Annotated in this window: 25 protein-coding genes and 1 tRNA gene; 6 read left to right on the forward strand and 20 right to left on the reverse strand. The window is 62.3% G+C overall.

Annotated elements, in window-relative coordinates; all coding sequences use genetic code 11:
* Window positions 1–97 precede the first annotated feature (97 nt).
* Together mtgA and RQH62_RS15595 are read right to left on the reverse strand one after the other, a co-directional pair.
* Window positions 98–793 (reverse strand): monofunctional biosynthetic peptidoglycan transglycosylase, encoded by a 696-nt coding sequence (mtgA, locus tag RQH62_RS15590; RefSeq protein WP_311269655.1) that lies wholly within the window; start codon window positions 791–793, stop codon window positions 98–100.
* A 33-nt stretch (window positions 794–826) separates the two neighbouring features.
* A complete protein-coding gene (locus RQH62_RS15595) occupies window positions 827–2119 on the reverse strand; it encodes an MFS transporter (protein ID WP_311269656.1) in 1293 nt (430 codons plus the stop codon).
* Window positions 2120–2207: 88 nt separating this feature from the next.
* On the opposite strand from RQH62_RS15595, the gene RQH62_RS15600 reads away from it, so the two are divergent.
* Together RQH62_RS15600 and RQH62_RS15605 are read left to right on the forward strand one after the other, a co-directional pair.
* Window positions 2208–2771, forward strand: a complete 564-nt coding sequence (locus RQH62_RS15600; RefSeq protein WP_311269657.1) for a TetR/AcrR family transcriptional regulator — start codon at window positions 2208–2210, stop codon at window positions 2769–2771.
* Entirely contained in the window at window positions 2768–3241 is a 474-nt protein-coding gene (locus RQH62_RS15605; RefSeq protein ID WP_311269658.1) for a GNAT family N-acetyltransferase, read from the forward strand. The genes RQH62_RS15600 and RQH62_RS15605 overlap by 4 nt, the downstream gene beginning before the upstream one ends.
* Before the next feature lie 27 nt (window positions 3242–3268).
* Here the strand turns inward: RQH62_RS15605 and RQH62_RS15610 are convergent, their stop codons facing one another.
* The 3 genes from RQH62_RS15610 to RQH62_RS15620 form a co-directional block, all read right to left on the reverse strand.
* A complete protein-coding gene (locus tag RQH62_RS15610; RefSeq protein WP_311269659.1) occupies window positions 3269–3475 on the reverse strand; it encodes a hypothetical protein in 207 nt (68 codons plus the stop codon).
* A gap of 183 nt (window positions 3476–3658) precedes the next feature.
* A complete protein-coding gene (gene rpoH / locus RQH62_RS15615; RefSeq protein WP_311269660.1) occupies window positions 3659–4570 on the reverse strand; it encodes an RNA polymerase sigma factor RpoH in 912 nt (303 codons plus the stop codon).
* A gap of 73 nt (window positions 4571–4643) precedes the next feature.
* Window positions 4644–5597: an RluA family pseudouridine synthase gene (locus RQH62_RS15620; protein WP_311269661.1), complete on the reverse strand. Its 954-nt coding sequence runs from the start codon at window positions 5595–5597 to the stop codon at window positions 4644–4646.
* 17 nt (window positions 5598–5614) lie between these two features.
* On the opposite strand from RQH62_RS15620, the gene RQH62_RS15625 reads away from it, so the two are divergent.
* Both RQH62_RS15625 and RQH62_RS15630 read left to right on the forward strand, forming a co-directional pair.
* Entirely contained in the window at window positions 5615–6016 is a 402-nt protein-coding gene (locus tag RQH62_RS15625) for a M67 family metallopeptidase (protein ID WP_311269662.1), read from the forward strand.
* A 96-nt stretch (window positions 6017–6112) separates the two neighbouring features.
* Window positions 6113–6769: a histidine phosphotransferase family protein gene (locus RQH62_RS15630; protein ID WP_120250019.1), complete on the forward strand. Its 657-nt coding sequence runs from the start codon at window positions 6113–6115 to the stop codon at window positions 6767–6769.
* A gap of 45 nt (window positions 6770–6814) precedes the next feature.
* Here RQH62_RS15630 and RQH62_RS15635 read toward each other — a convergent pair whose 3' ends face one another.
* The 4 genes from RQH62_RS15635 to map all read right to left on the reverse strand — a co-directional run bounded on the left by RQH62_RS15635 (window position 6815) and on the right by map (window position 10891).
* Complete coding sequence (locus tag RQH62_RS15635) at window positions 6815–7867, reverse strand: nitronate monooxygenase (RefSeq protein WP_311269663.1); 1053 nt, start codon at window positions 7865–7867, stop codon at window positions 6815–6817.
* 89 nt (window positions 7868–7956) lie between these two features.
* Window positions 7957–9369: a type I glutamate--ammonia ligase gene (gene glnA / locus RQH62_RS15640; protein ID WP_311269664.1), complete on the reverse strand. Its 1413-nt coding sequence runs from the start codon at window positions 9367–9369 to the stop codon at window positions 7957–7959.
* Window positions 9370–9478: 109 nt separating this feature from the next.
* A complete protein-coding gene (locus RQH62_RS15645; RefSeq protein WP_056693865.1) occupies window positions 9479–9817 on the reverse strand; it encodes a P-II family nitrogen regulator in 339 nt (112 codons plus the stop codon).
* A 243-nt stretch (window positions 9818–10060) separates the two neighbouring features.
* On the reverse strand, window positions 10061–10891 hold the full coding sequence (map, locus tag RQH62_RS15650; RefSeq protein WP_311269665.1) for a type I methionyl aminopeptidase: 831 nt from the start codon (window positions 10889–10891) through the stop codon (window positions 10061–10063).
* A gap of 79 nt (window positions 10892–10970) precedes the next feature.
* On the opposite strand from map, the gene RQH62_RS15655 reads away from it, so the two are divergent.
* Complete coding sequence (locus RQH62_RS15655) at window positions 10971–11732, forward strand: molybdopterin-binding protein (protein WP_311269666.1); 762 nt, start codon at window positions 10971–10973, stop codon at window positions 11730–11732.
* A gap of 7 nt (window positions 11733–11739) precedes the next feature.
* On the opposite strand, the gene RQH62_RS15660 is transcribed toward RQH62_RS15655, so the two are convergent.
* The 7 genes from RQH62_RS15660 to RQH62_RS15690 form a co-directional block, all read right to left on the reverse strand.
* Window positions 11740–12126: a cytochrome c family protein gene (locus tag RQH62_RS15660; protein WP_311269667.1), complete on the reverse strand. Its 387-nt coding sequence runs from the start codon at window positions 12124–12126 to the stop codon at window positions 11740–11742.
* Window positions 12127–12290: 164 nt separating this feature from the next.
* Window positions 12291–12366, reverse strand: a tRNA-Lys gene (locus RQH62_RS15665).
* 106 nt (window positions 12367–12472) lie between these two features.
* Window positions 12473–13585 (reverse strand): rod shape-determining protein RodA, encoded by a 1113-nt coding sequence (rodA, locus tag RQH62_RS15670; RefSeq protein ID WP_311269668.1) that lies wholly within the window; start codon window positions 13583–13585, stop codon window positions 12473–12475.
* The gene (mrdA, locus tag RQH62_RS15675) at window positions 13582–15654 is read right to left on the reverse strand and encodes a penicillin-binding protein 2 (protein ID WP_311269669.1); all 2073 of its coding nucleotides are present in this window, start codon (window positions 15652–15654) and stop codon (window positions 13582–13584) included. Before mrdA ends, rodA begins: the two co-directional genes overlap by 4 nt.
* Window positions 15651–16178 (reverse strand): rod shape-determining protein MreD, encoded by a 528-nt coding sequence (gene mreD / locus RQH62_RS15680; protein WP_311269670.1) that lies wholly within the window; start codon window positions 16176–16178, stop codon window positions 15651–15653. The genes mrdA and mreD overlap by 4 nt, the downstream gene beginning before the upstream one ends.
* Window positions 16175–17089: a rod shape-determining protein MreC gene (gene mreC / locus RQH62_RS15685; protein WP_311269671.1), complete on the reverse strand. Its 915-nt coding sequence runs from the start codon at window positions 17087–17089 to the stop codon at window positions 16175–16177. Before mreC ends, mreD begins: the two co-directional genes overlap by 4 nt.
* Before the next feature lie 17 nt (window positions 17090–17106).
* Window positions 17107–18153 carry a rod shape-determining protein gene (locus RQH62_RS15690; protein ID WP_024019606.1) on the reverse strand — a complete coding sequence of 349 codons (1047 nt, stop codon included), beginning with the start codon at window positions 18151–18153 and terminating at the stop codon, window positions 17107–17109.
* A gap of 163 nt (window positions 18154–18316) precedes the next feature.
* Here RQH62_RS15690 and mutL point away from each other — a divergent pair, with 163 nt between their 5' ends.
* Window positions 18317–20110 carry a DNA mismatch repair endonuclease MutL gene (gene mutL, locus RQH62_RS15695; protein ID WP_311269672.1) on the forward strand — a complete coding sequence of 598 codons (1794 nt, stop codon included), beginning with the start codon at window positions 18317–18319 and terminating at the stop codon, window positions 20108–20110.
* Window positions 20111–20116: 6 nt separating this feature from the next.
* Here the strand turns inward: mutL and RQH62_RS15700 are convergent, their stop codons facing one another.
* The 4 genes from RQH62_RS15700 to ychF all read right to left on the reverse strand — a co-directional run bounded on the left by RQH62_RS15700 (window position 20117) and on the right by ychF (window position 23623).
* A complete protein-coding gene (locus RQH62_RS15700; protein ID WP_311269673.1) occupies window positions 20117–20581 on the reverse strand; it encodes a MaoC family dehydratase in 465 nt (154 codons plus the stop codon).
* 61 nt (window positions 20582–20642) lie between these two features.
* Window positions 20643–21914: an ectonucleotide pyrophosphatase/phosphodiesterase gene (locus tag RQH62_RS15705; RefSeq protein ID WP_311269674.1), complete on the reverse strand. Its 1272-nt coding sequence runs from the start codon at window positions 21912–21914 to the stop codon at window positions 20643–20645.
* 80 nt (window positions 21915–21994) lie between these two features.
* Window positions 21995–22516 carry a DNA-deoxyinosine glycosylase gene (locus RQH62_RS15710; protein WP_311269675.1) on the reverse strand — a complete coding sequence of 174 codons (522 nt, stop codon included), beginning with the start codon at window positions 22514–22516 and terminating at the stop codon, window positions 21995–21997.
* 6 nt (window positions 22517–22522) lie between these two features.
* On the reverse strand, window positions 22523–23623 hold the full coding sequence (ychF, locus tag RQH62_RS15715) for a redox-regulated ATPase YchF (RefSeq protein ID WP_311269676.1): 1101 nt from the start codon (window positions 23621–23623) through the stop codon (window positions 22523–22525).
* Window positions 23624–23770: the final 147 nt, after the last annotated feature.

The following is a 23770-nucleotide window of genomic DNA, read 5'->3' on the forward strand; positions in this document are numbered from 1 at the left end:
TTTCCAGCTATCCTTGCCTATGCCGCTTTCCGATAGGATCAGGCCAGCGCAACTTCATGTCAAAATCTGCGGGAAATGTGCGAAGTTAAGGCGCCACTCAACGCAGGCAGCTATCCAGCCCGTCCCGCTGGACCACGCCGATCCGTGCCGCGATCGTATTCCCATAGCGGCGGGTAAAGCCACTTGGCGCCACGGCCGCCCGCTTCTTAGGCAGCGGCAGCACAGCGGCGATCCGCCCGGCTTCGGCCCGGTTCATCTTGCCCGCACCATGATGGAAATAACGGATTGATCCGGCCTCCACGCCATAGGTGCCGATCCCCGTCTCCGCGACGTTCAGATAGACTTCCATGATCCGCTTCTTGCCCCAGATCGCCTCGATCAGGACGGTAAACCAGGCTTCCAGCCCCTTGCGCACGAAACCGCCGCCCTGCCACAGGAAGACATTCTTCGCGGTCTGTTGGCTGATGGTTGATCCGCCACGAATGCGCCCACCGCTGGCATTGTGGATCGCCGCCTTGGCGATGGCATCCACATCAAAACCGTGATGACTACAGAACTTCCCATCCTCCCCGGCGATCGCTGCCCGCGCCATGTCCGGGTCGATCTCGTCCAGGCTGGTCCAGTCCTTGGTGATGCCATTGGGATCGAACAGCATCGTCAGCGTCACCGGCGGCGGCACGAAGCGATAGATCGCCACCATCAGCAGCGACAGGGCAATGAAGCCAAGCAGGATCTTGACCGGGATCATGATCCAACGGGCGCGGCGGCGGGGCGATGCGGTGGGAGCTTTCATACCCCCGTTGGTAGCGCGCCCGCCTTACCCGTATCAAGCGGTCGCGAGCGTTCCGCGCCGCTGATCGCGGTTGATCAACAGTACCATGGCCGCACCGATCAGGCAGAGGATGCCCGCGCTGATGAAGGCAGGCATGTAGCTGGCCCAGGCGGTGCGGGCCAAACCACCGCCCAGCGCCGCGCTGGCCGCGCCCAACTGATGCCCGGCGAAGATCCAGCCGAAGACGATGTTCGCTCGCTCCGGGCCGAAGCGCTGCGCCGTCAGCTTCACCGTCGGCGGCACGGTCGCGATCCAGTCGAGGCCGTAGAAGACCGCGAAGAGCGACAGGCTGTAGAGCGAGAAGTCGCTGAACGGCAGATAGAGAAGGGACAGGCCGCGCAGGCCGTAATAGACGAACAGCAGCCAGCGATTATCGAACCGGTCGCTCAGCCAGCCCGATCCCAGCGTCCCGAAAAAGTCGAAGAAACCCATCATCGCCAGCATCGACGCGGCGCCCACTGCCGCCAGCCCATAATCGCCGCACATGGCGATGAAATGGGTCTGGATCAGACCGTTGGTACTGGCGCCGCAAACGAAAAAGGAAAAGAAGAGGATCCAGAAGGTCGGCACCTGCGCTGCATCGCGCAACACTTGGATCGGCATGACCAGCAGCGCGCCCAGACTGGCGGGTTGGGGCGGGACGGCCTGAACTTCGCTTTCGCCATAGGGAGCCAGACCAAGGTCGGACGGCCGATCCCGCATCAACAGGATGACCGCAATCCCGGCCACCACGATCGACCCGCACACCAGCAACAGCGCCATGCGCCAGCCATGGGCCTCCGTCAGTCCCGCCAGCAGCGGCAGAAACGCCAGTTGTCCGGTCGCTGTACTGGCCGACAGCAATCCCATCACCAGCCCACGCCGCTGTCCGAACCAGCGTGTCGCCACCGTCGCCCCCAGCACCATCGCAGTCATGCCGGTGCCAAGCCCAATCACCACGCCCCACAGCAGCACCAATTGCCACAACTGCGTCATGCCCAGTGACAGCAGCAGTCCACCGATCACGATCGACAACGAAATCAGCATCATCCGCCGAACGCCAAAGCGGTTCATGAAGGCGGCGGCAAACGGCCCCATGCCGCCAAACAGCAGGAAACGGATGGCCAGAGCGCCGCTGATATCCGCCGCGCTCCAGCCAAATTCCTTCTGCAACGGGATGATGAACACGCCCGGCGCCCCGACCGCGCCCGCCACCACCAGCATGGTCAGGAAGGTCGCGCCGACCACCGCCCAGCCATAATGAATGTTCCGCGCGGACAGGCGGCGTGCAAGAAGGTTCGACAGCATCAACTTCCCCCTTCGGGTGACAATCGGACTGGCGTTAAATGATGAGCATCATATATAAGGTCAAGAGGCCAATATAGGAGAGCCGGATATGAAGGTCAGTCGCGATCAGGCTGCACGCAATCGCGAGAAGGTAGTGGATGCCGCATCGCGTCTGTTTCGCGCTCGCGGCGTGGATAGTGTTGGCATAGGCGAGGTGATGCGTGAATGCGGCCTCACCCATGGCGGTTTCTACAACCAGTTCGGATCGAAGGATGCGCTGATTGCAGAAGCCTGCGCCGCCTCGCTCGCCAATAGCGCCACGCGCTGGCGCACCGTCGCGGCGGAAGCTGGGGAGGGTAATGCGCCCACTGCCATCGCCGCCAATTATCTCAGCGCCCGTAACCGCGACGCCCCGGAAACCGGCTGTGCCCTGATCGCGCTGGGACCGGATGCCGCCCGCCGCGGCGGCGACCTGGCGGGTGCCTTCCGTCAGGGTTTTGAGGAATTGACTACTATTCTGCAACAGTCCGCGCCGGACATGGATCGGCAGGAAGCTCTGGCTCGCATGGCGCAGATGGTCGGCGCCATGGTGCTGGCGCGCGGCGTCGCCGATCTGGCACTGTCCGACGAGATACTCGCGGCCGCCCGCCACGCGCTGGACGTCCCGGCATGAGCGACTGGCGTCCCATGGCTGCGGCTGACATTCCGGCCGTCACGGCCATTTCAGATGCCGTTCACGGTGATTATACCGAACAGCCGGCCGTCTATGTCGAGCGCTTGCAACTCTATCCAGCGGGTTGCTGGCTGCTGGAACGGGATGGCAAGGCGACAGGCTATCTGATCAGCCACCCTTGGGCAGGCACCCAACCGCCGGCATTGAACCTTCTGATACAGGCGCTACCCGGATTTGCCGATCATTATTATCTCCATGATCTCGCATTGCTACCCGATGCGCGGGGGAGTGGCGCGGCACAGGCGGCGATCCGGATCGTGCGGGATGAGGCGAGACGGGGCGGCTTTGCGCGGATCGCGCTCACGGCTGTCAATGGCGCGGACGCCTTCTGGGTCCGCAACGGCTTCACAGCCGTGGCTGGGGGCGGAACCTACGGAGGTGATAGTCTCGGAATGGAGCAGCAGCTCTAAGACCTACCGCTCCGAGAGGCGCTTCGATCAGAGCCAGCTACGTCCATCCGGCCCTGCGCAACCATGCGGAGGCAATTGGTCGGCGAAGCGCGCCTGCATCTTGTGGCAGCCCCAGTTGCGCAACGATGCGGGCATATAGCCATTCAGCGCAATGCCAACCTCATCATCGGGACTGTCCGCATGCGCGACATAGGCATACCAGCGCCCGCCAAACATGACTGTGATGCCGACCAAAAGAACGATTATAAGTCTTAGAAACTTCTGCATTTTAATTCCGGTATCGGGGAAGGAGAGGGATGCTCCTGCCGTTGCGTTCAGGGACGATCAAGCTCGTTAACCAACACCCGCCCGCGAAGCCCGGACAATAAAAAAGCCCCGGATCACTCCGGGGCTTCCTCTGTCACTCTATCCAACCGATCAGGCCAGCGCGAAACGCGCCATCTTACCCAGGCGATCGCCGGCAATGCGCATCATCGCCTTTTGCAGCTTCTCGAAAGCGCGCACCTCGATCTGGCGCACACGCTCGCGCGACACGCCATAAACCTGACTCAGCTCTTCCAGCGTCTTGGGTTCTTCCGCCAGACGACGCTCGGCCAGGATATGCTTTTCGCGATCGTTCAGATCGGTCATCGCCTCGACCAGCATCTCATGACGCTGTGTCTTTTCCTGTTCCTCGGCGACGCGCTCGTCCTGCAACGGATCATTGTCCTGCAACCAATCCTGCCACTGGCCTTCGCCATCTTCGCGCATCGGCACGTTGAGCGACGTATCGCCGCCCATCGCCATGCGGCGGTTCATGGACACGACGTCATCCTCGGACACGCCCAGATCGGTCGCGATCTTGGTCACATCCTCAGGGCGCAGGTCGCCATCTTCGAAGGCTTCGATATTGTTCTTCATCCGGCGAAGGTTGAAGAACAGCTTCTTCTGCGACGCGGTGGTGCCCATCTTGACCAGCGACCAACTGCGCAGGATGAATTCCTGAATCGAAGCGCGGATCCACCACATGGCGTAGGTCGCCAGACGGAAGCCGCGCTCAGCCTCGAACTTCTTCACGCCCTGCATCAGGCCGATATTGCCTTCGGAAATCAGCTCGCTGACCGGCAGGCCGTAGCCGCGATAGCCCATCGCGATCTTCGCCACCAGGCGCAGATGCGACGTGACCAGTTGTGCGGCCGCCTCGGGATCCTGATGCTCCTCATAGCGCTTGGCGAGCATATATTCCTGCTCAGGCGTCAGCAGAGGAAACTTGCGGATCTCAGAGAGATAGCGGTTGAGGCTGGCTTCACCGCCCAGTGCCGGAACCGCCGGGACATTGCTCTTGGCCATGTCGTTACCTTTCCCTTTCATGCGCGGCGGGACCCAGAAGAGGCGTCCTGCACCGTCGCAAACTTGTCAGAACCTATACGTGGAGCTGGCTTAACAGTTCCTGCATATCGCCGGGCAATACACTTTGAAACATAAGCCGTTCGCTCGTTACCGGATGTATGAACCCCAGGCTTTTGGCGTGCAATGCCTGCCTTTTGAAACCCAGCGTTTCCAGTATTGATTTGAAACCTTTTCTTTCTCTACCGTAAACCGGATCACCGATCAAGGGGTGTCCGATATGGTGCATATGGACGCGAACCTGATGCGTACGGCCCGTTTCCAGCCGACATTCGACCATCGCCGCGCCCTGCAAACGTTCCACCATGCGATAATGGGTCACGGCATGTTTGCCCCGACCTTCCCGATGAACCGCCATCTTCTTTCGATCAGCGTCGGACCGACCGACCCAGGCGTCCACCGTGCCGGAACCGGGGACCGGCACGCCATAGACGATCGCGGCATAGAGCCGGTCGATACTATGATCCTTGAACTGCCGGGCCAGCCCTTCATGCGCCTTGTCGGATTTGGCGACGACCAGCAGGCCCGACGTATCCTTGTCGATGCGATGCACGATGCCCGGCCGGGCCACGCCGCCAATGCCGGATAGCTGTCCCTGACAATGGTGAAGGAGTGCGTTGACCAGCGTCCCGTCCAGATTGCCGGCGGCGGGATGAACGACCAGCCCGGCCGGCTTGTCCACCACGATCAGGTCGGCATCTTCATGCACGATGGTCAGCGGGATATCCTGTGCCACGGTGTCCAGCGGCACCGGCGGGGGCAGGGTGACGGTAAAGCTCTGACCGACAGCCACTTTCATGGATGCGTTGATCTTCGAAACTTGTGCGGATGCCACCTGCCCGTCGCTGATCAAACCCTTGATCCGTTCACGCGACAAGTCTGGCAAAAGGTCCGCCAGTGCACGATCGAGCCGCAACCCGTCCTGCGCCTCGCTGATAATTGCTTCGATGATGGAAATCCCCGGAACCATTGGTTACGGATGTAGGAATGATTGTAGGAATTTCAAGATCGCTGTTGGAACAAATCGTGGCCCTGGCAGCGGCCGACCAGCATGAAGTGTGTGGCCTGCTGCTAGGCACGGCAAGCCAGATAGAAGCCATCATCCCGGCTGCCAATGTCGCTGCTGATCCGGCCCGTCATTTCGAGCTGGATCCGACCGCCCTGATCGCGGCCTATCGTGCTACCCGATCGGGTGGCCCTGCGATCATCGGCCACTATCATTCCCATCCATCGGGTGTTGCCTCACCCTCCGCCACCGATGCAGCCTGCGCCAGCCCGGACGGAAGTTTGTGGCTTATCATCGGGGGTGGGGAGGCGACTTTATGGCGTGCTGGGCCGGGTACGGCGGTTAACGTCCAATTTACCAAAATGCATCTCGACAGTCGGTGACCGAAAGGCGGCAGGCCGGGCTTGCATCGGCCGTCCGTGCAGCGCATTAGCCAGATAAGCGCTTCCTTTCCTCCTAATCAGGCGACCCTGATCCGCATGACCCATCCGACCGACAGTATCGAATTTGCCAGCCTGCTTTGCTCGCGTCTGTGCCATGATTTGCTCAGCCCGGTCGGTGCGCTCAACAACGGGCTGGAGTTGATGGCGGATGAAACCGACCCGGAAATGCGTCAGCGCTGTCTGGACCTGCTGGCCGACAGTGCGAAGACGTCGGCCAACAAGCTCAAATTCTTCCGCCTGGCCTTCGGCTCTGCCGGCGGCTTCGGCGACGCCGTCCCGCCGCATGAGGCCAAGGTCGCGATCGAAGGCATGTTCGCCACTGCCGGCCGGGTGAAGGTTGGCTGGCTGGTTGAGGAACAGATGCTCGACAAGCTGGCGGCCAAGATATTGCTTAATCTGGCGCTGATTGCCGGCGACGCGCTGGTGCGCGGCGGCCAGTTGGATATCGGTGCGGAAAAGCGGCCTGGCCTGACCGAGATTGTCGTGCGTGGCGAAGGGCCGAAGGTCGTGCTCGATCCTGACCTGCGCGGTGCGCTGGCCGGCACTCTGCCAATCGAGGGACTGGCTTCCCGTACCGCCGCTGCCTGGATGATCCGTCAGATGGTGATCGAAAGCGGCGGCGAAATCGCCCTGTCTCCGCCGGGTGAGCCGGTGCTGCTTTTCGGGGCTTCTATTCCCGATCGCCGGCCGTAACATCGCCAAACAGCTGTCCAACTCGCTGTCGCAGGAACAAGGGCGTCACGCACCAGCTTCCTGCATTTCCGCGACCAGCTGTTTCATCAGATCGGCCGCCGACAACACACGCGCCAATGGAGCACCCTGTCCCGCCCATTGCGCGCCATAGCCACCTTCACCTGCCGTCTTGGCGGCCTGATTGAGCGCTTTCCCGGCGTCATAGGCGATCGGATAGTCTGGAATGAGCAGGCCAGTCTCCAGGCCCCATTGGGTAAAGCGATTGGTAAGGCAGCGAGCTGGCCGGCCTGATATCGCTCGCGTCAATAGTGTCTGATGCGCCGCTGGGCTGAACAGGGCTGCGCGATAGGTATCGTCCGCACTGCTTTCCGGGCAGGCGATGAAGGCGGTACCCAATTGGGCTGCCACGGCTCCCAGGTCCAGCGCCGCCCTGATCCCGCGTCCATCCATGATCCCGCCTGCTGCAATGACAGGCAGGCTCGCTTGTGCCACCAGCAGGCGGGTCAGCGGTAGCACGCCTAATTCCGCGTCCGGCGCATCGGGATCGAACATGCCGCGATGCCCGCCGGCTTCTATGCCCTGCGCCACCACGGCGTCGACCCCGGCAGCCTTGGCCGCCAGCGCTTCGTCCAGATTGGTCGCGCTGGCCAGAAGCAGGCAGCCCGCCGCCTTCAAGGCAGTGATGGCCGTGGTACCAGGCAGGCCGAAATGGAAGCTGACGACTGCCGGCCGCGCCGCGATCAGCATTTCCAGCATTGCGTCATTCTGCGCAAAGCTGCGATAGATTTCCCGCAGTGCTGTGGGTGGTGTCGCGCCATGACTGGCAAAGACGGGTGTCAGAGCGTCGATCCAGCGCCTTTCAACCTCCGGCTGCGGTCGGGCAGGGGCATGAACGAACAGATTGACGTTGAACGGCCGGCTCGTCAGCGCCCGCACGGCGTCGATCATCTCACGCGCCCTTGCCGTATCCACAGCGCCCACGCCGATCGATCCCAATCCCCCCGCTTCGCTCACGGCCGCCGCCATGGCCGGGGTCGATACGCCGGCCATGGGCGCCTGGATGATGGGATGGGTGAGGCGGAGGGAGGCAAGCGTCATCCGCCTCATGTGGGCGCTGAATGCCCAAAGGAAAAGGCCCGGCCGCATACTGCGACCGGGCCTCCCCGATTTCAGTCCTGAACGAAGGATCAGGCGCTGTAGTACATGTCGAATTCGACCGGCGAAGGCGCCATTTCCCAGCGATACACTTCGGGCCACTTCAGCTCGATATAGGCATCGATCTGGTCCTTGGTGAACACGTCGCCCTTCAGCAGAAACTCATAGTCGGCTTCCAAACTGTTGAGCGCTTCACGCAGCGAACCACAGACGGTCGGCACCTGGCTCAGCTCTTCGGGTGGCAGGTCGTACAGGTTCTTGTCCATCGCGGCGCCCGGATGGATCTTGTTCTCGATGCCGTCGAGGCCCGCCATCAGCAGCGCCGAATAGCAGAGATAGGGGTTGGCCATCGCGTCGGGGAAGCGGAACTCAACGCGCTTCGCCTTGGTGCCCGCACCGTAGGGAATACGGCAGGATGCCGAGCGGTTGCGCGCCGAATAGGCCAGCAGAACGGGGGCTTCGAAGCCCGGCACCAGGCGCTTGTAGCTGTTGGTGGTCGGATTGGTGAAGGCGTTCAGGGCCTTGGCATGCTTGATGACGCCGCCGATGAAGTAGAGGCACATGTCGGACAGGCCGGCATAGCCGTCGCCGGCGAAGAGCGGCTTGCCGCCGTCCCAGATCGACATATGGGTGTGCATGCCCGAACCATTATCCTGCGCGATCGGCTTGGGCATGAAGGTTGCAGTCTTGCCATAGGCTTGGGCGACCATCTGCACGACATACTTATAGATCTGCATGCGGTCGGCGGTCTGCACCAGCGTACCGAAAGTCAGGCCCAGTTCGTGCTGCGCGGCGGCGACTTCATGGTGATGCTTGTCGCACGGCAGGCCCATTTCCAGCATGGTGGTGACCATTTCGGCGCGGATGTCGGTTGCAGGATCGACCGGCGCGACGGGGAAATAGCCGCCCTTGGCGCGCGGGCGGTGGCCCAAGTTGCCGCCTTCATATTCCTTGCCGGTGTTGGTCGGCAGTTCGATGTCGTCGATCTTGAAGTAGCTCTGCGAATAATCATTTTCGAAGCGCACGTCGTCGAACATGAAGAATTCGGCTTCCGGGCCGACATAGACGGTGTCGCCGAAACCGGCCGACTTGACGAAGGCCTCGGCGCGCTTCGCGGTCGAACGGGGGTCACGAGCGTAAAGTTCGCCGGTGTCGGGTTCCACGATGTCGCAGAACAGGATCAGCATCGGGGTGGCGCTGAACGGATCGACATAGACGGCGTCCAGATCGGGCTTCAGGATCATGTCCGATTCGTTGATCGCCTTCCAGCCTTCGATCGAAGAACCGTCGAACATCAGGCCGTCGGTCAGTTCATCTTCGCCCAGCACGCTCGACACCATGGTCAGGTGCTGCCACTTGCCCTTGGGATCGGTGAAGCGGACATCGACCCATTCGATCTCCTTTTCCTCGATCATCTTCAGGATGTCTTTTGGCGTGTTGGCCATGTGAACTTGCCCTTCTTTCATAATACCCCCCCGAAGGGGTAGGTTGATATGCGTCCGCCAAGGCCCCCGAAGGTCTTCCCCCTGCGAGCCGGCGAGAACCCGTTAAAAATCAGATCGCGTCGCTGTCCCGTTCGCCGGTGCGAATACGCACCGCGCCCTCGATCGCCGAAATGAAGATCTTGCCGTCGCCGATCCGGCCGGTCTGTGCGGCTGAACTGATCGCCTCCACCACGCGCTCGGCCATGGCGTCGTCGACCACGACTTCCAACTTCACCTTAGGCAGGAAGTCGACGACATATTCGGCGCCGCGATAGAGTTCTGTATGGCCTTTCTGGCGGCCAAAGCCCTTGGCTTCGGTGACGGTGATGCCGGACACGCCCACTTCGTGGAGCGCTTCCTTCACCTCGTCCAGCTTGAACGGCTTGATGATCGCTTCGATCTTTTTCATCACTCGTAATCCCAACCCATGACGCACGTTCGGAATGCAGGCGCGACCTGCATCCGTCTTTCCTTCAAGGAACGATCGTCATGCCCCCCAAGGCAGGCGCCGTTCCCCTTAACAATCAATTACCGTGCCAAATGGCGAATCGCTAGGACATGCTTTCGGCGATGCAGCAATCTTTGTCCATATTGCCCGAATTCCGGGCAATATCATGACGGGTTGCCTGTTTTTTAAGCAGCAATCCGATGGTCAGAGCGAATAAGGCGGGCAGTTGAAACCAGCGGGGCTTTTGGTAAATATCTCACAGCCCGTCTCGGTGATGCCGATGCTATGTTCGAACTGGGCAGACAGGGTGCGATCGCGCGTCACGGCGGTCCAGCCATCGTCCAGCATCTTCACGCCCGGCTTGCCGATGTTGATCATCGGTTCGATCGTGAAAAACATGCCGGGACGCAATTCGGGGCCGGTGCCGGGCCGGCCGATATGCACGACCTCCGGACTGTCATGAAAAACCTGCCCCAGGCCATGGCCGCAGAAATCGCGCACCACGCCATAGCGATGCTTTTCGGCATGGCGCTGGATCACATAGCCGATGTCGCCCAGATGATTGCCGGGCTTGGCCTGCTCGATGCCCAGCATCAGGCATTCATAGGTGACTTCAACCAGGCGCCGCGCCTTGATCGCGGCTTCCCCGACGATGAACATCCGGCTGGTGTCGCCATGCCAGCCATCGACGAGCGGCGTGACGTCGATATTCAGAATATCGCCATCCTTCAGTCTATATTCGCCCGGGATGCCATGGCAGATGACATTGTTGAGCGAAATGCAGCAGCTATGGGTATAACCGCGATACCCCAGTGTCGCCGGCACGCCGCCGCCATCCAGCGTCATGCGACGGACGATATCGTCCAGTTCGCCGGTGGTTACGCCCGGCACCACATGCGGCACCAGCGCGTCCAGTATCTCGGCAGCGAGGCGTCCTGCCTTGCGCATGCCGGCAAAGCCGGATTCGTCATACAGCTTGATCGCGGTTGAGCGGGTGGTCGGCGTGTCCGCCGTCATCGTCATATATTCGGTCATGCCGCATTTATAGGCGCAGAGACGGGATAATGCGAGAGGGCGGCTAGGCAGGGCGGACGGGGCAGGCTATGGGCTGGCCATGGCCGATCCTACCCGCATCTGGACCGCAGCGCTGATTGTCATCGGCGACGAAATCCTCTCTGGCCGCACCCAGGACAGGAATGTCAGCCAGATCGGGATTTGGCTGGGAGTACAGGGCATTCGCCTCCGTGAAGTGCGCGTGGTGCCGGACGTTCAGGACGCCATTGTCGAGGCGGTGAATGCGCTGCGTAGCCGCAACGATTACCTCTTCACCACCGGCGGTATCGGTCCCACCCATGATGATATTACCGTCGATGCCATCGCGGCGGCACTGGGCGTAGGCGTGGAAATCCACGAAGGCGCGCGCGCGATCCTGTCAGGCTATTATGAGACTCGCGGCGGCCTGACCGAAGCGCGGCTGCGCATGGCACGCGTACCCGCTGGAGCCGCCCTCATCGAAAATCGCATGTCCGGCGCGCCAGGCATCCGCCACGGCAACATCTTCATCATGGCCGGGGTGCCCTCCATTACCGCTGGCATGCTCGACAGCCTGACCGGCCAACTGGAAGGCGGCTTGCCGCTTCAGTCGGTAACGATCGGTTGCTGGGTCGCGGAAAGCGAGATTGCCGACCTGTTGGCCGCCACCGAGCGGGCCTATGAAGGCTGCCAGATCGGTAGCTATCCGTTTTTCCGAGAAGGCCGCACCGGCGCCAATTTCGTGATTCGTTCGACGGATGCGGCAATGCTCACTGCCTCCGCCGCCGACCTCAGCGCCGCGCTGGAACGCGGCGGCTGGGTCGTGACGGCGGGGGGTATCTGATCGCGCCCTATTTGGTAGCGGTCGCCAGATAAGCGATCAGGTTGGCCCGATCGACGGCATTGGGCAGACCGGCAAAAGCCATGCGATTGCCCGGCACAAGTCCCGTGGGCTTGGTCAGGAACGCATCCAGGCTCTTGGCGTCCCACTTGATCTTCGCCTTTTGCATGGCCGGCGAATAGGTAAAGCCGGCCATGGTTCCGGACGTCCGGCCAAACAGGCCGTCAAGCGAAGGGCCCATCTTCTTTGGGCCGGCCTTTACATCATGGCAGAGTGCACACCGTGCAAACACGGCCTTGCCCTTGGTCGCATCGCCTGTCTGTGCCGCAGCGGGCGTGACCGATGTGCAAAGAGCCGCCAGAAGGAAAATTCCGGAAGTCGATGTGAATGCATTCATAAAGCCTACCCTTGATCCCTATCACATGGTGAGGGCATTGGCCCTTCTGCCGCTTGCGGTTTTAAGAGAGGCTGTGTGAACGACGGTTTAAGCATCCACGCACATATGTGCGAATTATCCTGCCGGACGGATGCGTCGGCGAAGAACGCTATCAATAAGGGATTTGGTGGACGCACTAGGGCTCGAACCTAGGACCCGCTGATTAAGAGTCAGCTGCTCTACCAACTGAGCTATGCGTCCATGCTGGGGCGGCTTTGCGCTCCGGCGTGGCGGGCTGTTAGCAGCCGCTTGTGATTCTGCAAATAGTAAAACGCCTTATGACAAAATTTTTTCACAGGCGGCTGATTTATCGCCAATTTCCCGTGCCGGCGCGACGCTTCCCGGCGCGGTCGATCGCCATGATGATGCCCACGCACAGCATCACGGTCAGCATCGACGACCCGCCGTAGGACATGAAGGGCAGGGGAATGCCCACCACTGGCGCCAGCCCCATCACCATCATCAGGTTGATCGCCACATAGAAGAAGACCGTCGTGGTCAGGCCGGCTGCCGCCATGCGCGCAAATTTGTCCTGCGTGCGCATTGATACACGAATGCCCCAGCGGAACAGTAGCATGAAGGCCAGGATCAGCATCGTGCCGCCGAGCAGGCCCCATTCCTCAGCCATGGTAGCGAAGACGAAATCGGTATGACCTTCCGGCAGATAGTCCAGATGGCTTTGCGAGCCTTTCAGGAAGCCCTTGCCCCAGATCCCGCCCGATCCGATCGCGATCTTCGACTGGCTGATATGATAGCCCGCGCCCAGCGGATCACTCTCGGGATCGAGGAAAATCAGCACGCGGTTCTTCTGATAGTCATGCAGGAAACTGAACGCGATCGGAATCAGTGCCGCTCCGGCCAGCCCCGTGCCGACGAACAGACGTAGCGGCAGGCCGGCCAGGAACATGACGGTCACGCCGCCCGCTGCGATCATCGTCGCGGTGCCCAGATCGGGCTGCACAAGCACCAGCATGAACGGCAGGCCGATCAGCACCAGCGCAGGCCAGATGGCGTTCCACCGCCTTATCTCGCCCACGGGCAGCATCGCATAAAAGCGCGCGACCGTCAGAACGATGATGGGTTTCATAAACTCCGATGGTTGCAGCTGCATGAAGCCGAGGTTGATCCAGCGCTGACTGCCACCGGCGACCCCACCGATCAGTTCCACCAGAAACAGCGCGATCAGCACTGCGCCATAAGCGGGAAAAGCGAAGCGGGCGAAGACCTCGACGGGAATGCGGCTGAGGCCCAGGGCCATGGCGGAAAAGATGCAGAAACGTACCGCCTGATTGACGGCCCAGGGGAAGATGCTGCCGCTTGCTGCGCTGTAGAGCACGATCGTACCGAAGCCGGCGATGGCCAGCAGCAGCGCCAGGATGCGCCAGGGGAACTCGGTCAGGGGCTTGGGAACGATGCTCATGGCGCGGCCGTGCTGTTGGCGGGCGGCGGAACATCATCTTCCTCCGCCGCTGCGGGAATGGGCTGCGACGCAGCCGGTGCAGATGCATTCCCGCCCGCCGCATTCATCGCGCTGTCCGCTGGCGGTGGCACCTGCCCCTTCTCGATCGCCTTGGCAATGCGGAAAGACGCCATCTGACGTGCCTGCCGCTCGGTTGGCGTCCCGCCCCAGCCTTTCTCTAGCGTTTCCAGTTTCTCCATCGCTTTGGCCGGGTCGAACAGGTAAGATAGCGTGTCGCTGGCGATCATCGGAGCGTCCTCGTTCCGGATCATATGACCGCCATGTTCGATGATGCAGGCGATGGCATAACGCGGATTGTCGAACGGCGCGAAGCCCTGGAACAGGGCGTGGTCGCGCAGCTTGAATGCCAGAGAGCTGTTGCCGCGCACACCGCCGGCGCGTTCGGCCATGGTGATGCGCCGCACCTGCGCGGTGCCGGTCTTGCCCGCCACCATGACGCCGAGAATGGAACTGCGCGCTGCGCCGCCCGTACCGCCGCCATTGACCACCGCATTCATGGCGTCGCGGATCACCACCAGATGCTCTTCACTCGCCCCGACCGAAGCCGGATCGGGCCTTGGCGCGCCAAAGATGAAGTTGGGCATCAACTGCTTGCCGGTCGCCAGCCGCGCTGCCATTACCGCCATCTGTAGCGGGTTGATCAGCATATAGCCCTGACCGATGGTAGCGTTCACCGTGTCATAAACTTGCCATTTTTGATTATATTTCCGTTCCTTCCACGCCGGGTCTGGCACTGTGCCGTAACTCTGGCTGGGAAAGGGCAGGTCGAACTTCTGGCCCATGCCGACGCGCCGCGCCATACTGGCGATCCGGTCCATGCCGATGCGCTGAGCCATCTGATAGAAATAGATGTCGCAACTCTGGGCGATCGCGCCACGCATGTTGAGCGGGCCATGGCCACGCCGTTTGTGGCAATGGAACAGCGTGTTGCCGACACGGATCGCGCCGGGACAGTTCACAGTCTCTTGCGGACCTATGCCAGCCTCCAGAAGCGCCAGCGCAACCATCGGCTTCACCGTCGAACCGGGGGGATACAGCCCCTGCAACGTCTTGTTGCGCAAAGGAACATGATCGTCCTTCGACAGCATTTCATATTCCAGATGGCTGATGCCGTCGGAAAAGCTGTTCGGGTCGAAACTGGGCATGGATGCCAGTGCCAGCACGTCGCCATTATGGCAGTCGATCACCACGACGGACCCGCTCTGGGTGGCCAGCCGCCGTCCGGCAAATTCCTGCAAGCCCGCGTCAATGGTCAGCTTGATCGTGCGCCCCGGCGTGTCGGTGCGGGTCGTCAATTCCTGCACGATCTTGCCCCGCGCCGTCACTTCGACCCGCTTGGCACCGGGCTTGCCGGTCAAATGGCGATCGAACGCCTTTTCCAGCCCATCCTTGCCGACCTTGAAACCGGGGGTGATGAGCAGCGGATCACGCCGCGCCTTATAGTCTTCGGCGGTCGCCGGACCGACATAACCCAGCAAATGGCCGACCGTCGCACCGGCGGGATAGTGACGCGAAAAGCCCTGGCTCGGCGCAACCCCAGGCAGGTCGGGCAGGCGCACGCTGATCGCGGCATATTGGTCATAGGTCAGCTTGTCGGCGACCTGCACCGGGCGAAAGCCTGCGGATTTCTCCAGATCCTCGCGGATGCGATCGACATCGTCCGGCTCCAGCTTGAGCAACTGGGCCAGATGGGTGATTGTCGCTTCGGCATCCACCATGCGCTGCGGGATCAGGTCGACACGGAAGTCGGTGCGATTATTCGCCAGCGGTCGACCATTGCGGTCGATGATCCAGCCCCGGCGCGGCGGAATGAGCGTCAGGTTGACGCGGTTGCTTTCCGACAACAGGCTGTATTTCTCGTTCTGGACCACGCTGATCCAGGCCATGCGCCCGACCAGCACCGCGCCGATCGCGCCCTGCAATCCGCCGACCACCATCGCACGGCGCGAGAAGGTGAAGGATTGGGTGGCTTCGGTGACGATCTTGCGCTTGGGGAAAGAAAACTTCATGCCATCACGCGCCAGCGGTCGATCCGCGCGCACTGGCGGACAACGAAGGGAAACAGCAATATCGTCCAGACCATTTGCGGCGCGACCAGGAAAAGCGTCACATTACCTCCACCCGTGATCCGTGTGAAAAACAGGCCACCGGAGATGCAGAAGATAATGGCGAGGGTCGCGATTAGCCAGTCCTGACGATAGCTGCGCCACACCATGCGATGTTCGATCGTGTCTATGCCGATCAGCGCCACGGTCCACAGGAACATGGCTGATCCGATCGGCTGGCCGCTCATGACATCGTCGAACAAGCCGAGCGGCAGGCCAATCCACGCGCGCCAGAGATCCGCGCGCAACAACCGCCAGGCGAGGAGCAGCAAAAGGCCAAAGGGGGGCATGACCGGTGACTGGGCGATGATCGGCAGGGCGGTCAGACAGGAGCCCAGCAATACGGTGATGATCGGCGTGCCCGCCAGCCGGAAGCGGGATGGGTGCCGCCCCAGCCGTGGGACATGATATAGGTGCGGATCAATCATGGCTGGGCGACGTTGCTGGCTGCTGTTTCGTCCGCCACGCCGGCGCGCGCCGGGCCGGGGCGGGTGACTGCATCCTCGAACGCGCGTTCCACCACGACTGCATCGACGCGGGCCGGATTGGCCAGCGGGACCGCATAGGCGATTTCGCCCTGCGCGCGAACGACGACGGCGACTGGGATGTTGGGTTGGTAAACGCCGCCGATGCCCGACGTTACCAACAGGTCGCCCGGCTTGAAGGGGTTGCGGCCGGCTGTCAACGCGCGCACCTCGACCGATCCGTCGCCAAGACCCGTCGAAATGGCCGGGATGCTGTCATTGGCGCGGCGGACAGGCACGATATTGCTCGTGTCGGTGAGTAACAGCACTTCGGCGCTGTTGGGCGTGGTAATATGAATACGGCCGATCAGGCCTTCCGGCGCGCGCACGGGCATGCCAGGCCGTACGCCCTGCCACCGTCCTGCGTTCAGCCGCGCAAAGCGCCGGGCGCTGGTAGCGGAGGAGGCGATCAGGCGCGCGGTCAGCACTTCGCTGGCGTCCGAATCGACCAGTTTGAGCAGTTTTTTCAGCCGCACATTTTCCTGCGCGACGCCCTTGGCCTCAATGATGCGATTGCGGTCTGCCTCGACCTGCCGGCGCAGCGCGATATTCTGCGATCCGGCGCGCCAATAGGCGGCCAGCACCTCATCGACCGATCCGACCCCGCTCACCATGCCTTTCAGCGCATTGGAAACGGGCCGACTGATCTCTGACGTAGCAACACGAATGGCGGCGAAGCCGGTGGGGTCGAAGATTGCGACCACCACCAGCAGCAGGCCAATGGCCGCACCGGTCACCGCCACGACATAGCTGGCGAACAGGCTATATTGCGCCTTCCGGTTGATACCGGGGCGTCGGCTGGCTGGCCGCGCCATCTAAGCGTCCTTCCCGATCAGGCGGTTTGCAGCACGCCCCGGAAGATCGGGTCTTCCATAGCGCGGCCCGTGCCAATGGCGACGCAGGTCAGCGGATCTTCGGCGATGGTGACGGGCAGGCCCGTCTCGTCGCGGAGCTCATCGTCCAGCCCCTTGAGCAGCGCGCCGCCGCCGGTCAGGACGATGCCCTGATCGACAATGTCGGCGGCCAGTTCAGGCGCGGTATTTTCCAAGGCGATCCGGACACCTTCGACGATGGTGCTGATAGGCTCCGCCAGCGCGTCGGCAATCTGCCCCTGATTGATCGAGATTTCCTTGGGCACGCCGTTCACAAGGTCGCGACCCTTGATGTGGATCGTTTCGCCAACGCCGTCTTCGGGCGGCTGGGCGACGCCGAACTGCTTCTTGATGCGCTCGGCCGTGGCTTCGCCGATCAGCAGGTTGTGGTGACGGCGCACGAAGGAGACGATCGCTTCGTCCATCTTGTCGCCGCCGACGCGGACCGACGTCGTATAGGCCAGGCCACGGAGCGAGAGCACTGCGACTTCTGTGGTGCCGCCGCCAATGTCGACGACCATCGAACCGATCGGTTCGGTCACCGGCATATCGGCGCCGATCGCGGCGGCCATGGGTTCCTCGATCAGGAAGACCTGCGAAGCACCGGCATTGCTGGCGGCGTCGCGGATGGCGCGGCGTTCGACACTGGTGGAACCCGACGGCACGCAGATCACGATTTCAGGCGCGCGCCAAGGGCTGTGCTTGCCGCCATGCACCTTCGTGATGAAATGCTTGATCATCTGTTCGGCGACGTCGATGTCGGCGATCACGCCATCGCGCAGCGGGCGAATGGCCTCGATCGAATCCGGGGTCTTGCCCATCATCAGCTTGGCATCGACGCCGACCGCCTTCACGCGCTTCACGCCGTTCAATGTCTCGACCGCTACGACCGAAGGTTCGTTTAGGACGATGCCACGACCACGCACATAGACCACCGTATTGGCAGTGCCGAGGTCGATAGCCATATCCTGCGAGGAGAATTTGAAGAGACGCGAGAAGATCGACATGCCTTATCCTGTATCGCCCGCCGTCCCCGCGACGCGACAAGGGGGACCGGTCGGAAAGCTGTTTCTGCTCCTGCCGTTAACCTTAGCTTCCTTGCGCCTTGCAGTGCAAAAAATTTGGGTTCGCGGCTCGCGGAAAGCGCTCGCTTGGGCTAGTCACTAATCAATGTCAATACGCCGTCTGCCCGAACATCTGGTCAATCGTATCGCTGCCGGTGAAGTGGTCGAAAGACCCGCCAGCGCGCTGAAAGAGATCGTCGAAAACGCTTTGGACGCGGCTGCGACTCGCATCGCGATCCGCCTGTCCAATGGCGGGCTGGACCGGATCGAGGTCAGCGACAACGGCTGCGGCATGGATTCGTCCGACATGGCGCTGGCGCTGGAACGGCATGCCACGTCCAAAATGCCGGATGATGCCATTGAAAATGTGGCCACTTTGGGTTTCCGGGGGGAGGCGCTGCCGTCCATCGCCAGTGTCGCTCGCTTGTCGATCGACAGCCGACCGCGAGGGGCCGATGGCTGGAACCGCACCGTGGACAACGGGCAACTGGTATCGGAGGGGCCGGCAGCGCTTCCGCCCGGCACCCGCGTTGCCGTGGAACAGCTATTTGGGAAGGTACCGGCGCGGCGCAAGTTCCTGCGTACGGCCAAGGCGGAATATGCCGCCTGCCTCGACATCATCCGCCGTCTCGCAATGGCACATCCCTCGGTCGCTTTTTCGGTCGAGCATGACGGGCGCCGGGTGCTGGGCGTGCAGGGCGGGGAAGCGCGCGAGGAGCGGGTGGCCGCGCTGACCGACCGGGCGCTGGCCGACAATCATGTGATCGTCAGCCTGGAGCGGGACGGCGTGCAACTGTCCGGCGTAGCCTCGCTCCCCACCTACAATCGGGGCGTGGGCGATCATCAATATCTGTTCGTCAATGGCCGTCCTGTGCGCGACCGTCTGCTGATCGGCGCCCTGCGCGGCGCCTATGCCGACATGCTGGCGCGCGATCGCCATCCGGTCGTGGCTCTGTTCCTGGACGTTCCGCCGCTGGAGGTGGACGTCAATGTCCACCCCGCCAAGACGGAAGTGCGCTTCCGCGATCCGGCACTGATCCGGGGCATGATCGTGTCCGGCCTGCGCCGGGCGCTGGATTCAGAAGGCTTCCGCGCGGTGCAGAATGCCGATCCGGCGGCCCTGTCGGCCTGGAAGCCTGAGCCGATTTCGCCCACGCCGATCGGGTCTATGCCGATCTTCGAGGCGGCGGGCGCTTCTCCACCACCCAGCTACAACCAGTTCGCGCCTTCGTCCTTTGCCGACCGCCGCACCTCCTTCATCACACCCCCGCCGCAGGCCCGCGCCGAACCGGCCGCCGCACCAGCGCCGGAAGGCCACAGCTTCCCGCTCGGCGTCGCGCGCGGGCAGGTGGCGCGCACCTATATCGTCGCGGAGGCGGAGGATGGCCTTGTCATCGTCGATCAACATGCGGCGCATGAACGGCTGACGTTGGAGCGGATGCGCCGCGCGATGGAGGGGCAGGGGGTCGCGTCGCAGGCGCTGCTGCTGCCCGAGGTGGTCGAACTGGAGGAAACGGCCTGCGACCGGCTGGAGGCGCGGATCGCCGAACTCAAGGAATTCGGCCTCGATCTGGAGCGCTTCGGTCCCTCGGCGATGCTGGTCCGTTCCGTGCCTGCCATGCTTGGCCAGTCCGACGTGCAAGGCATGGTCACGGATCTGGCCGACGATCTGGCTGCCTATGACAGTGCGCTATCGTTGAAGGAGCGACTCGATCTCGTCGCCGCGACCATGGCCTGCCACGGCTCCGTCCGCGCAGGCCGCGTGCTGAGCGTCGCGGAAATGAATGCCCTGCTCCGCGAAATGGAAGTCACCCCGCGCTCGGGCCAGTGTAACCATGGTCGCCCGACTTGGGTGAAGCTGGGGCATGGGGATATCGAGAAGCTTTTCGGCCGAAAATAGGTCGTTTCAGGCGGGTCGGGTCCGCCACATCGCGATCGGGATCATGGTCAGGACGGCCTTGTCGTCCTGATTGAAGATCGTCACCTTGTTACGGACAATCCCCATTTCCGGGCGACTTTGCGAGGCTTTCTTGTCGATCACTTCGCTCCGCCCACGCAACGTGTCGCCGGGCCGGACCGGACGCAGCCAGCGCAGTTCATCCACGCCCATCGCCCCAAGGCTGGCCGCCTGCCGCCCCGGATGCTTCTGCATCTCTGCGACGAACATTTTCATGAACAGAGCGGTAGTATGCCAGCCGCTGGCGGAGATCGTCCCGAAATGGGTGGTCGCCGCAGACTCGTCCGACAGATGGAAGGGCTGCGGATCAAACTCGGCGGCAAAGGCGATGCTTTCCTCGCGCGAAACGGTGAGCGGGCCGAAATCGAATCCATCGCCGACCGCGAGATCCTCGAAATAGACTATGTCTTCCATCCTCATCCGTCTCCACTTGCAACGGATGAGGATGTAGGCTCGCTTTCCGTTTACGTCAATGTCAGGGCTTTACCAACCCTTGCAACACCGCGGCGTTACCGTCCGACGCGGCGGGCGTCACGCCCAGCAGACGGGCCAGCAAAGGATAGACGTCGACATTGGTGAAGTCGGGCGAAGGGCGGAAGTTGGTATCGAAGGCCGGGCCGTTGGCGATGAACAAGGCCTGCATTTCTGGCGCGCGATCGTCCCAGCCATGGTCGCCGCCCGTAATGGGTTTTGACGGGGTGGTGGCCTGAAATACCCAGCCGGTTTCCGCGAGGCAGAAATAGGGCGGGATGCGGCGATGCGTGCCATAATGGAAACGGGCCGGAATTTCGCTCTTGCGCCAGCATTGCATATGATCGCGCGGCTTGAACAGCTCTGCTTCCAGTGCCTTTTCATGGCCGGGAATGGCGGCCAGGCTGGCATAGGGGCCGGCTTCGACGGTGCGATAGTCGGCCGGATCGGCGATCTTGTCGATCGCGATCACCCGATCGTTCGCCTTCGCGGCCATGCCATGATCGGACACGATGATGATGTTGGCGCTCTGGCCCATCGCCTTCAGGCCTGCGACCAGTTCGCCGATATGCGCATCGACGTCGGCGACGGCCTGCGTCGTCTGTGGCGCGTCCGGCCCGTTGACATGGCCGGCGGTGTCGACTTCATCGAAATAGAGGGTCACAAAGCGCGGCCGGATCGCGACTGGACGGCGCAGCACATCGAGTACCCCATTCACCCGCTGGGTCGGACTGATCGCTTCATTGAACTGCGCCCAGTCGCTGGGGCGCGATCCGTTGCTGATCGTATAGGGCCATTCCGCCGCCTTGGTGCCGCCCCAGGCGACGTTGGAACCGGGCCAGAACATGGTCGCGGTGCGCACGCCCTGCTTCTCGGCGGTGATCCAGATTGGCTCGGCCTCGTTCCACCAATAGGGGTCGTCGCTGGCCATGGTAAACTTGTCCTTGGGCCGGCTCTCATCTTCCATATTATTGGCGACGATGCCGCTGCGATCGGGGCGGTCGCCAGTGACGATCGCCCAATGATTGGGGAAGGTCTTGGTCGGGAAAGACGGACGCATCGACGCCTCAACTCCCGCTGCCGCCAGCGCGTTGAGATTGGGGGATACGCCGCGGGTCAGATAATCGGGGCGGAAGCCGTCGATCGACACCAGCAGGGTCACCGGCGCGCGCTGCTCCATCTGCGCCGTTGGAGCGGTGCGCTGCGTTTCGACGGTGACGCAGCCGCTGAGCGCGGTGACGGCGAGAAGGGCGGAGGCGAGATTACGGATCAACATGGCGACTCTTGTTTTTGCTCTGTGCAATAAAAGTCGCTTAGCAGCGATGCCATGACGGTAAAGTGACGTTTTGGTAGGCTTTATGCGAGCGGCGCGCGTAATGCCATCCAGGCCGCCTTCTTCGCCTCGCGCGACAGGCTGGCATAGGCACCACTGGACGAAGGCAGGTCGATGAGCGTCAGGCCCGGTCGATCGCCCAATTGTCGCCGCCCGTGCAGGCTGGCCGTCTTCCCGTTGAAGCCGATCGCCCGAAGTGCAGGCAGACGGTCCACGAACAACCCCAGGTCGCGCAATTCCGCACCCTTGATGCTGCTGTCCAGACTGCCGGGCCGTTCCGCGCTTTCGATCACGTCCCATAGGCCGACGCCGCGGGTCCGCAGCCGTTTCAGCCGCATGGCATAGGGCTGGCCCCGCAGATCTTCATCCAGAACATCGCCCAGCAAATCCCAGAAGGCGTTGCCGCGATGGGCATAATATTCGCCCTGCCTGATCGACGCATCGCCGGGCAGGCTTCCCAGGATCAGCACGCGCGTATTGGCATCGACGCTGGGCGGGAATGCTGCCTTGCGCTGCGCAGGTATCTGGCCAAGGCGCAGCGCCATCGGCGGTCAGACGTTGAAACGGAACAGCATGATGTCGCCGTCCTGCGTGACATATTCCTTGCCTTCGGAGCGCCACTTGCCCGCTTCCTTGGCACCGGCTTCGCCGTTATACTGGACATAGTCCGCATAGGCCATGGTTTCGGCGCGGATGAAGCCCTTTTCGAAATCGGTGTGGATTGCGCCTGCGGCCTGCGGCGCCTTGCTGCCCTTGGCCACGGTCCAGGCGCGGGCTTCCTTGGGGCCGACCGTGAAGAAGGTGATGAGGCCAAGCAATTCGTAGCCGGCGCGGATGATGCGGGCGAGGCCGGCTTCGGTCAGGCCCAGCGCTTCGAGATATTCGGCGCGCTCCTCAATCGGCATGGTGATGAGTTCCGCCTCGATCGCGGCAGACACGATCACGGCCTTGGCATTCTCCGCTGCGGCCTTTTCGAACACGCGGGCCGAATGGGCGTTGCCGGTGGCCGCGCTTTCTTCCTCGACATTGCAGACATAGAGGACGGGCTTGGATGTCAGCAACTGCGCCTGTGCGAAAAGACGTTCTTCCTCGACATCCTTGGGCACGGTCAGGCGGGCGGGCTTGCCGTCGCGCAGCAGCTCGAGCGCTTGCCCCAGCACCGACGCGGCGGCCTTGGCTTCCTTGTCGCCCTGCGCCGCTTTCTTGGCGAGGTTGGGGACGCGCTTTTCCAGGCTTTCGAGGTCGGCCAGCATCAGTTCGGTTTCGACAGTGTCGGCGTCGGCGATGGGATCGACCTTGCCCTCGACATGGGTGATGTCGCCATCCTCGAAGCAGCGCAGCACATGGACGATGGCGTCCGTCTCGCGGATATTGGCGAGGAACTGGTTGCCCAGCCCTTCGCCCTTCGACGCGCCGCGCACTAGGCCGGCGATATCCACGAAGCTGAGCTGCGTTTCGATGATCTTCGCACTGCCGCCGATCTTGGCGATCGTATGGAGCCGGTCGTCGGGCACGGCGACGCGGCCCTCATTCGGTTCGATCGTGCAGAAGGGATAGTTGGCCGCCTGCGCCGCCTGCGTTTCGGTTAGCGCATTGAACAGAGTGGACTTGCCCACATTGGGGAGGCCGACGATACCGCAACGAAAACCCATTTGACTGCCTTACAAGATCGGAAAGAAGGATTGCCGCGCCGATAGCGCTTTGTGCATGGAAAGGCCAGCCTTGGGCGTAGTCGAGGGTAGGACAAAAGGCGCAGTTGATAAGTGCGGTCCCGATACGACATGGGGAGGATGGCTGGA

The sequence above is a fragment of the Sphingobium sp. WCS2017Hpa-17 genome (assembly GCF_031843765.1).
Classification (GTDB): domain Bacteria; phylum Pseudomonadota; class Alphaproteobacteria; order Sphingomonadales; family Sphingomonadaceae; genus Sphingobium.

Bases quoted from the DNA above. Each gene is read 5' to 3' on its own strand.
- RQH62_RS15660 (WP_311269667.1), bottom strand. From the start codon at position 12,126: ATGAATGCATTCACATCGACTTCCGGAATTTTCCTTCTGGCGGCTCTT.
- RQH62_RS15620 (WP_311269661.1), bottom strand. From the start codon at position 5,597: ATGGTTCCGGGGATTTCCATCATCGAAGCAATTATCAGCGAGGCGCAG.
- rpoH (WP_311269660.1), bottom strand. From the start codon at position 4,570: ATGGCCAAGAGCAATGTCCCGGCGGTTCCGGCACTGGGCGGTGAAGCC.
- mutL (WP_311269672.1), top strand. From the start codon at position 18,317: ATGTCAATACGCCGTCTGCCCGAACATCTGGTCAATCGTATCGCTGCC.
- RQH62_RS15625 (WP_311269662.1), top strand. From the start codon at position 5,615: ATGATTGTAGGAATTTCAAGATCGCTGTTGGAACAAATCGTGGCCCTG.
- RQH62_RS15710 (WP_311269675.1), bottom strand. From the start codon at position 22,516: ATGGCGCTGCGCCTTGGCCAGATACCTGCGCAGCGCAAGGCAGCATTC.
- RQH62_RS15705 (WP_311269674.1), bottom strand. From the start codon at position 21,914: ATGTTGATCCGTAATCTCGCCTCCGCCCTTCTCGCCGTCACCGCGCTC.
- mreD (WP_311269670.1), bottom strand. From the start codon at position 16,178: ATGATTGATCCGCACCTATATCATGTCCCACGGCTGGGGCGGCACCCA.
- RQH62_RS15655 (WP_311269666.1), top strand. From the start codon at position 10,971: ATGGCCGATCCTACCCGCATCTGGACCGCAGCGCTGATTGTCATCGGC.
- mrdA (WP_311269669.1), bottom strand. From the start codon at position 15,654: ATGAAGTTTTCTTTCCCCAAGCGCAAGATCGTCACCGAAGCCACCCAA.
- RQH62_RS15605 (WP_311269658.1), top strand. From the start codon at position 2,768: ATGAGCGACTGGCGTCCCATGGCTGCGGCTGACATTCCGGCCGTCACG.
- RQH62_RS15645 (WP_056693865.1), bottom strand. From the start codon at position 9,817: ATGAAAAAGATCGAAGCGATCATCAAGCCGTTCAAGCTGGACGAGGTG.
- RQH62_RS15700 (WP_311269673.1), bottom strand. From the start codon at position 20,581: ATGGAAGACATAGTCTATTTCGAGGATCTCGCGGTCGGCGATGGATTC.
- mreC (WP_311269671.1), bottom strand. From the start codon at position 17,089: ATGGCGCGGCCAGCCAGCCGACGCCCCGGTATCAACCGGAAGGCGCAA.
- rodA (WP_311269668.1), bottom strand. From the start codon at position 13,585: ATGAGCATCGTTCCCAAGCCCCTGACCGAGTTCCCCTGGCGCATCCTG.
- map (WP_311269665.1), bottom strand. From the start codon at position 10,891: ATGACCGAATATATGACGATGACGGCGGACACGCCGACCACCCGCTCA.
- glnA (WP_311269664.1), bottom strand. From the start codon at position 9,369: ATGGCCAACACGCCAAAAGACATCCTGAAGATGATCGAGGAAAAGGAG.
- RQH62_RS15635 (WP_311269663.1), bottom strand. From the start codon at position 7,867: ATGACGCTTGCCTCCCTCCGCCTCACCCATCCCATCATCCAGGCGCCC.
- RQH62_RS15595 (WP_311269656.1), bottom strand. From the start codon at position 2,119: ATGCTGTCGAACCTTCTTGCACGCCGCCTGTCCGCGCGGAACATTCAT.
- ychF (WP_311269676.1), bottom strand. From the start codon at position 23,623: ATGGGTTTTCGTTGCGGTATCGTCGGCCTCCCCAATGTGGGCAAGTCC.
- RQH62_RS15630 (WP_120250019.1), top strand. From the start codon at position 6,113: ATGACCCATCCGACCGACAGTATCGAATTTGCCAGCCTGCTTTGCTCG.
- mtgA (WP_311269655.1), bottom strand. From the start codon at position 793: ATGAAAGCTCCCACCGCATCGCCCCGCCGCCGCGCCCGTTGGATCATG.
- RQH62_RS15690 (WP_024019606.1), bottom strand. From the start codon at position 18,153: ATGTCGATCTTCTCGCGTCTCTTCAAATTCTCCTCGCAGGATATGGCT.
- RQH62_RS15600 (WP_311269657.1), top strand. From the start codon at position 2,208: ATGAAGGTCAGTCGCGATCAGGCTGCACGCAATCGCGAGAAGGTAGTG.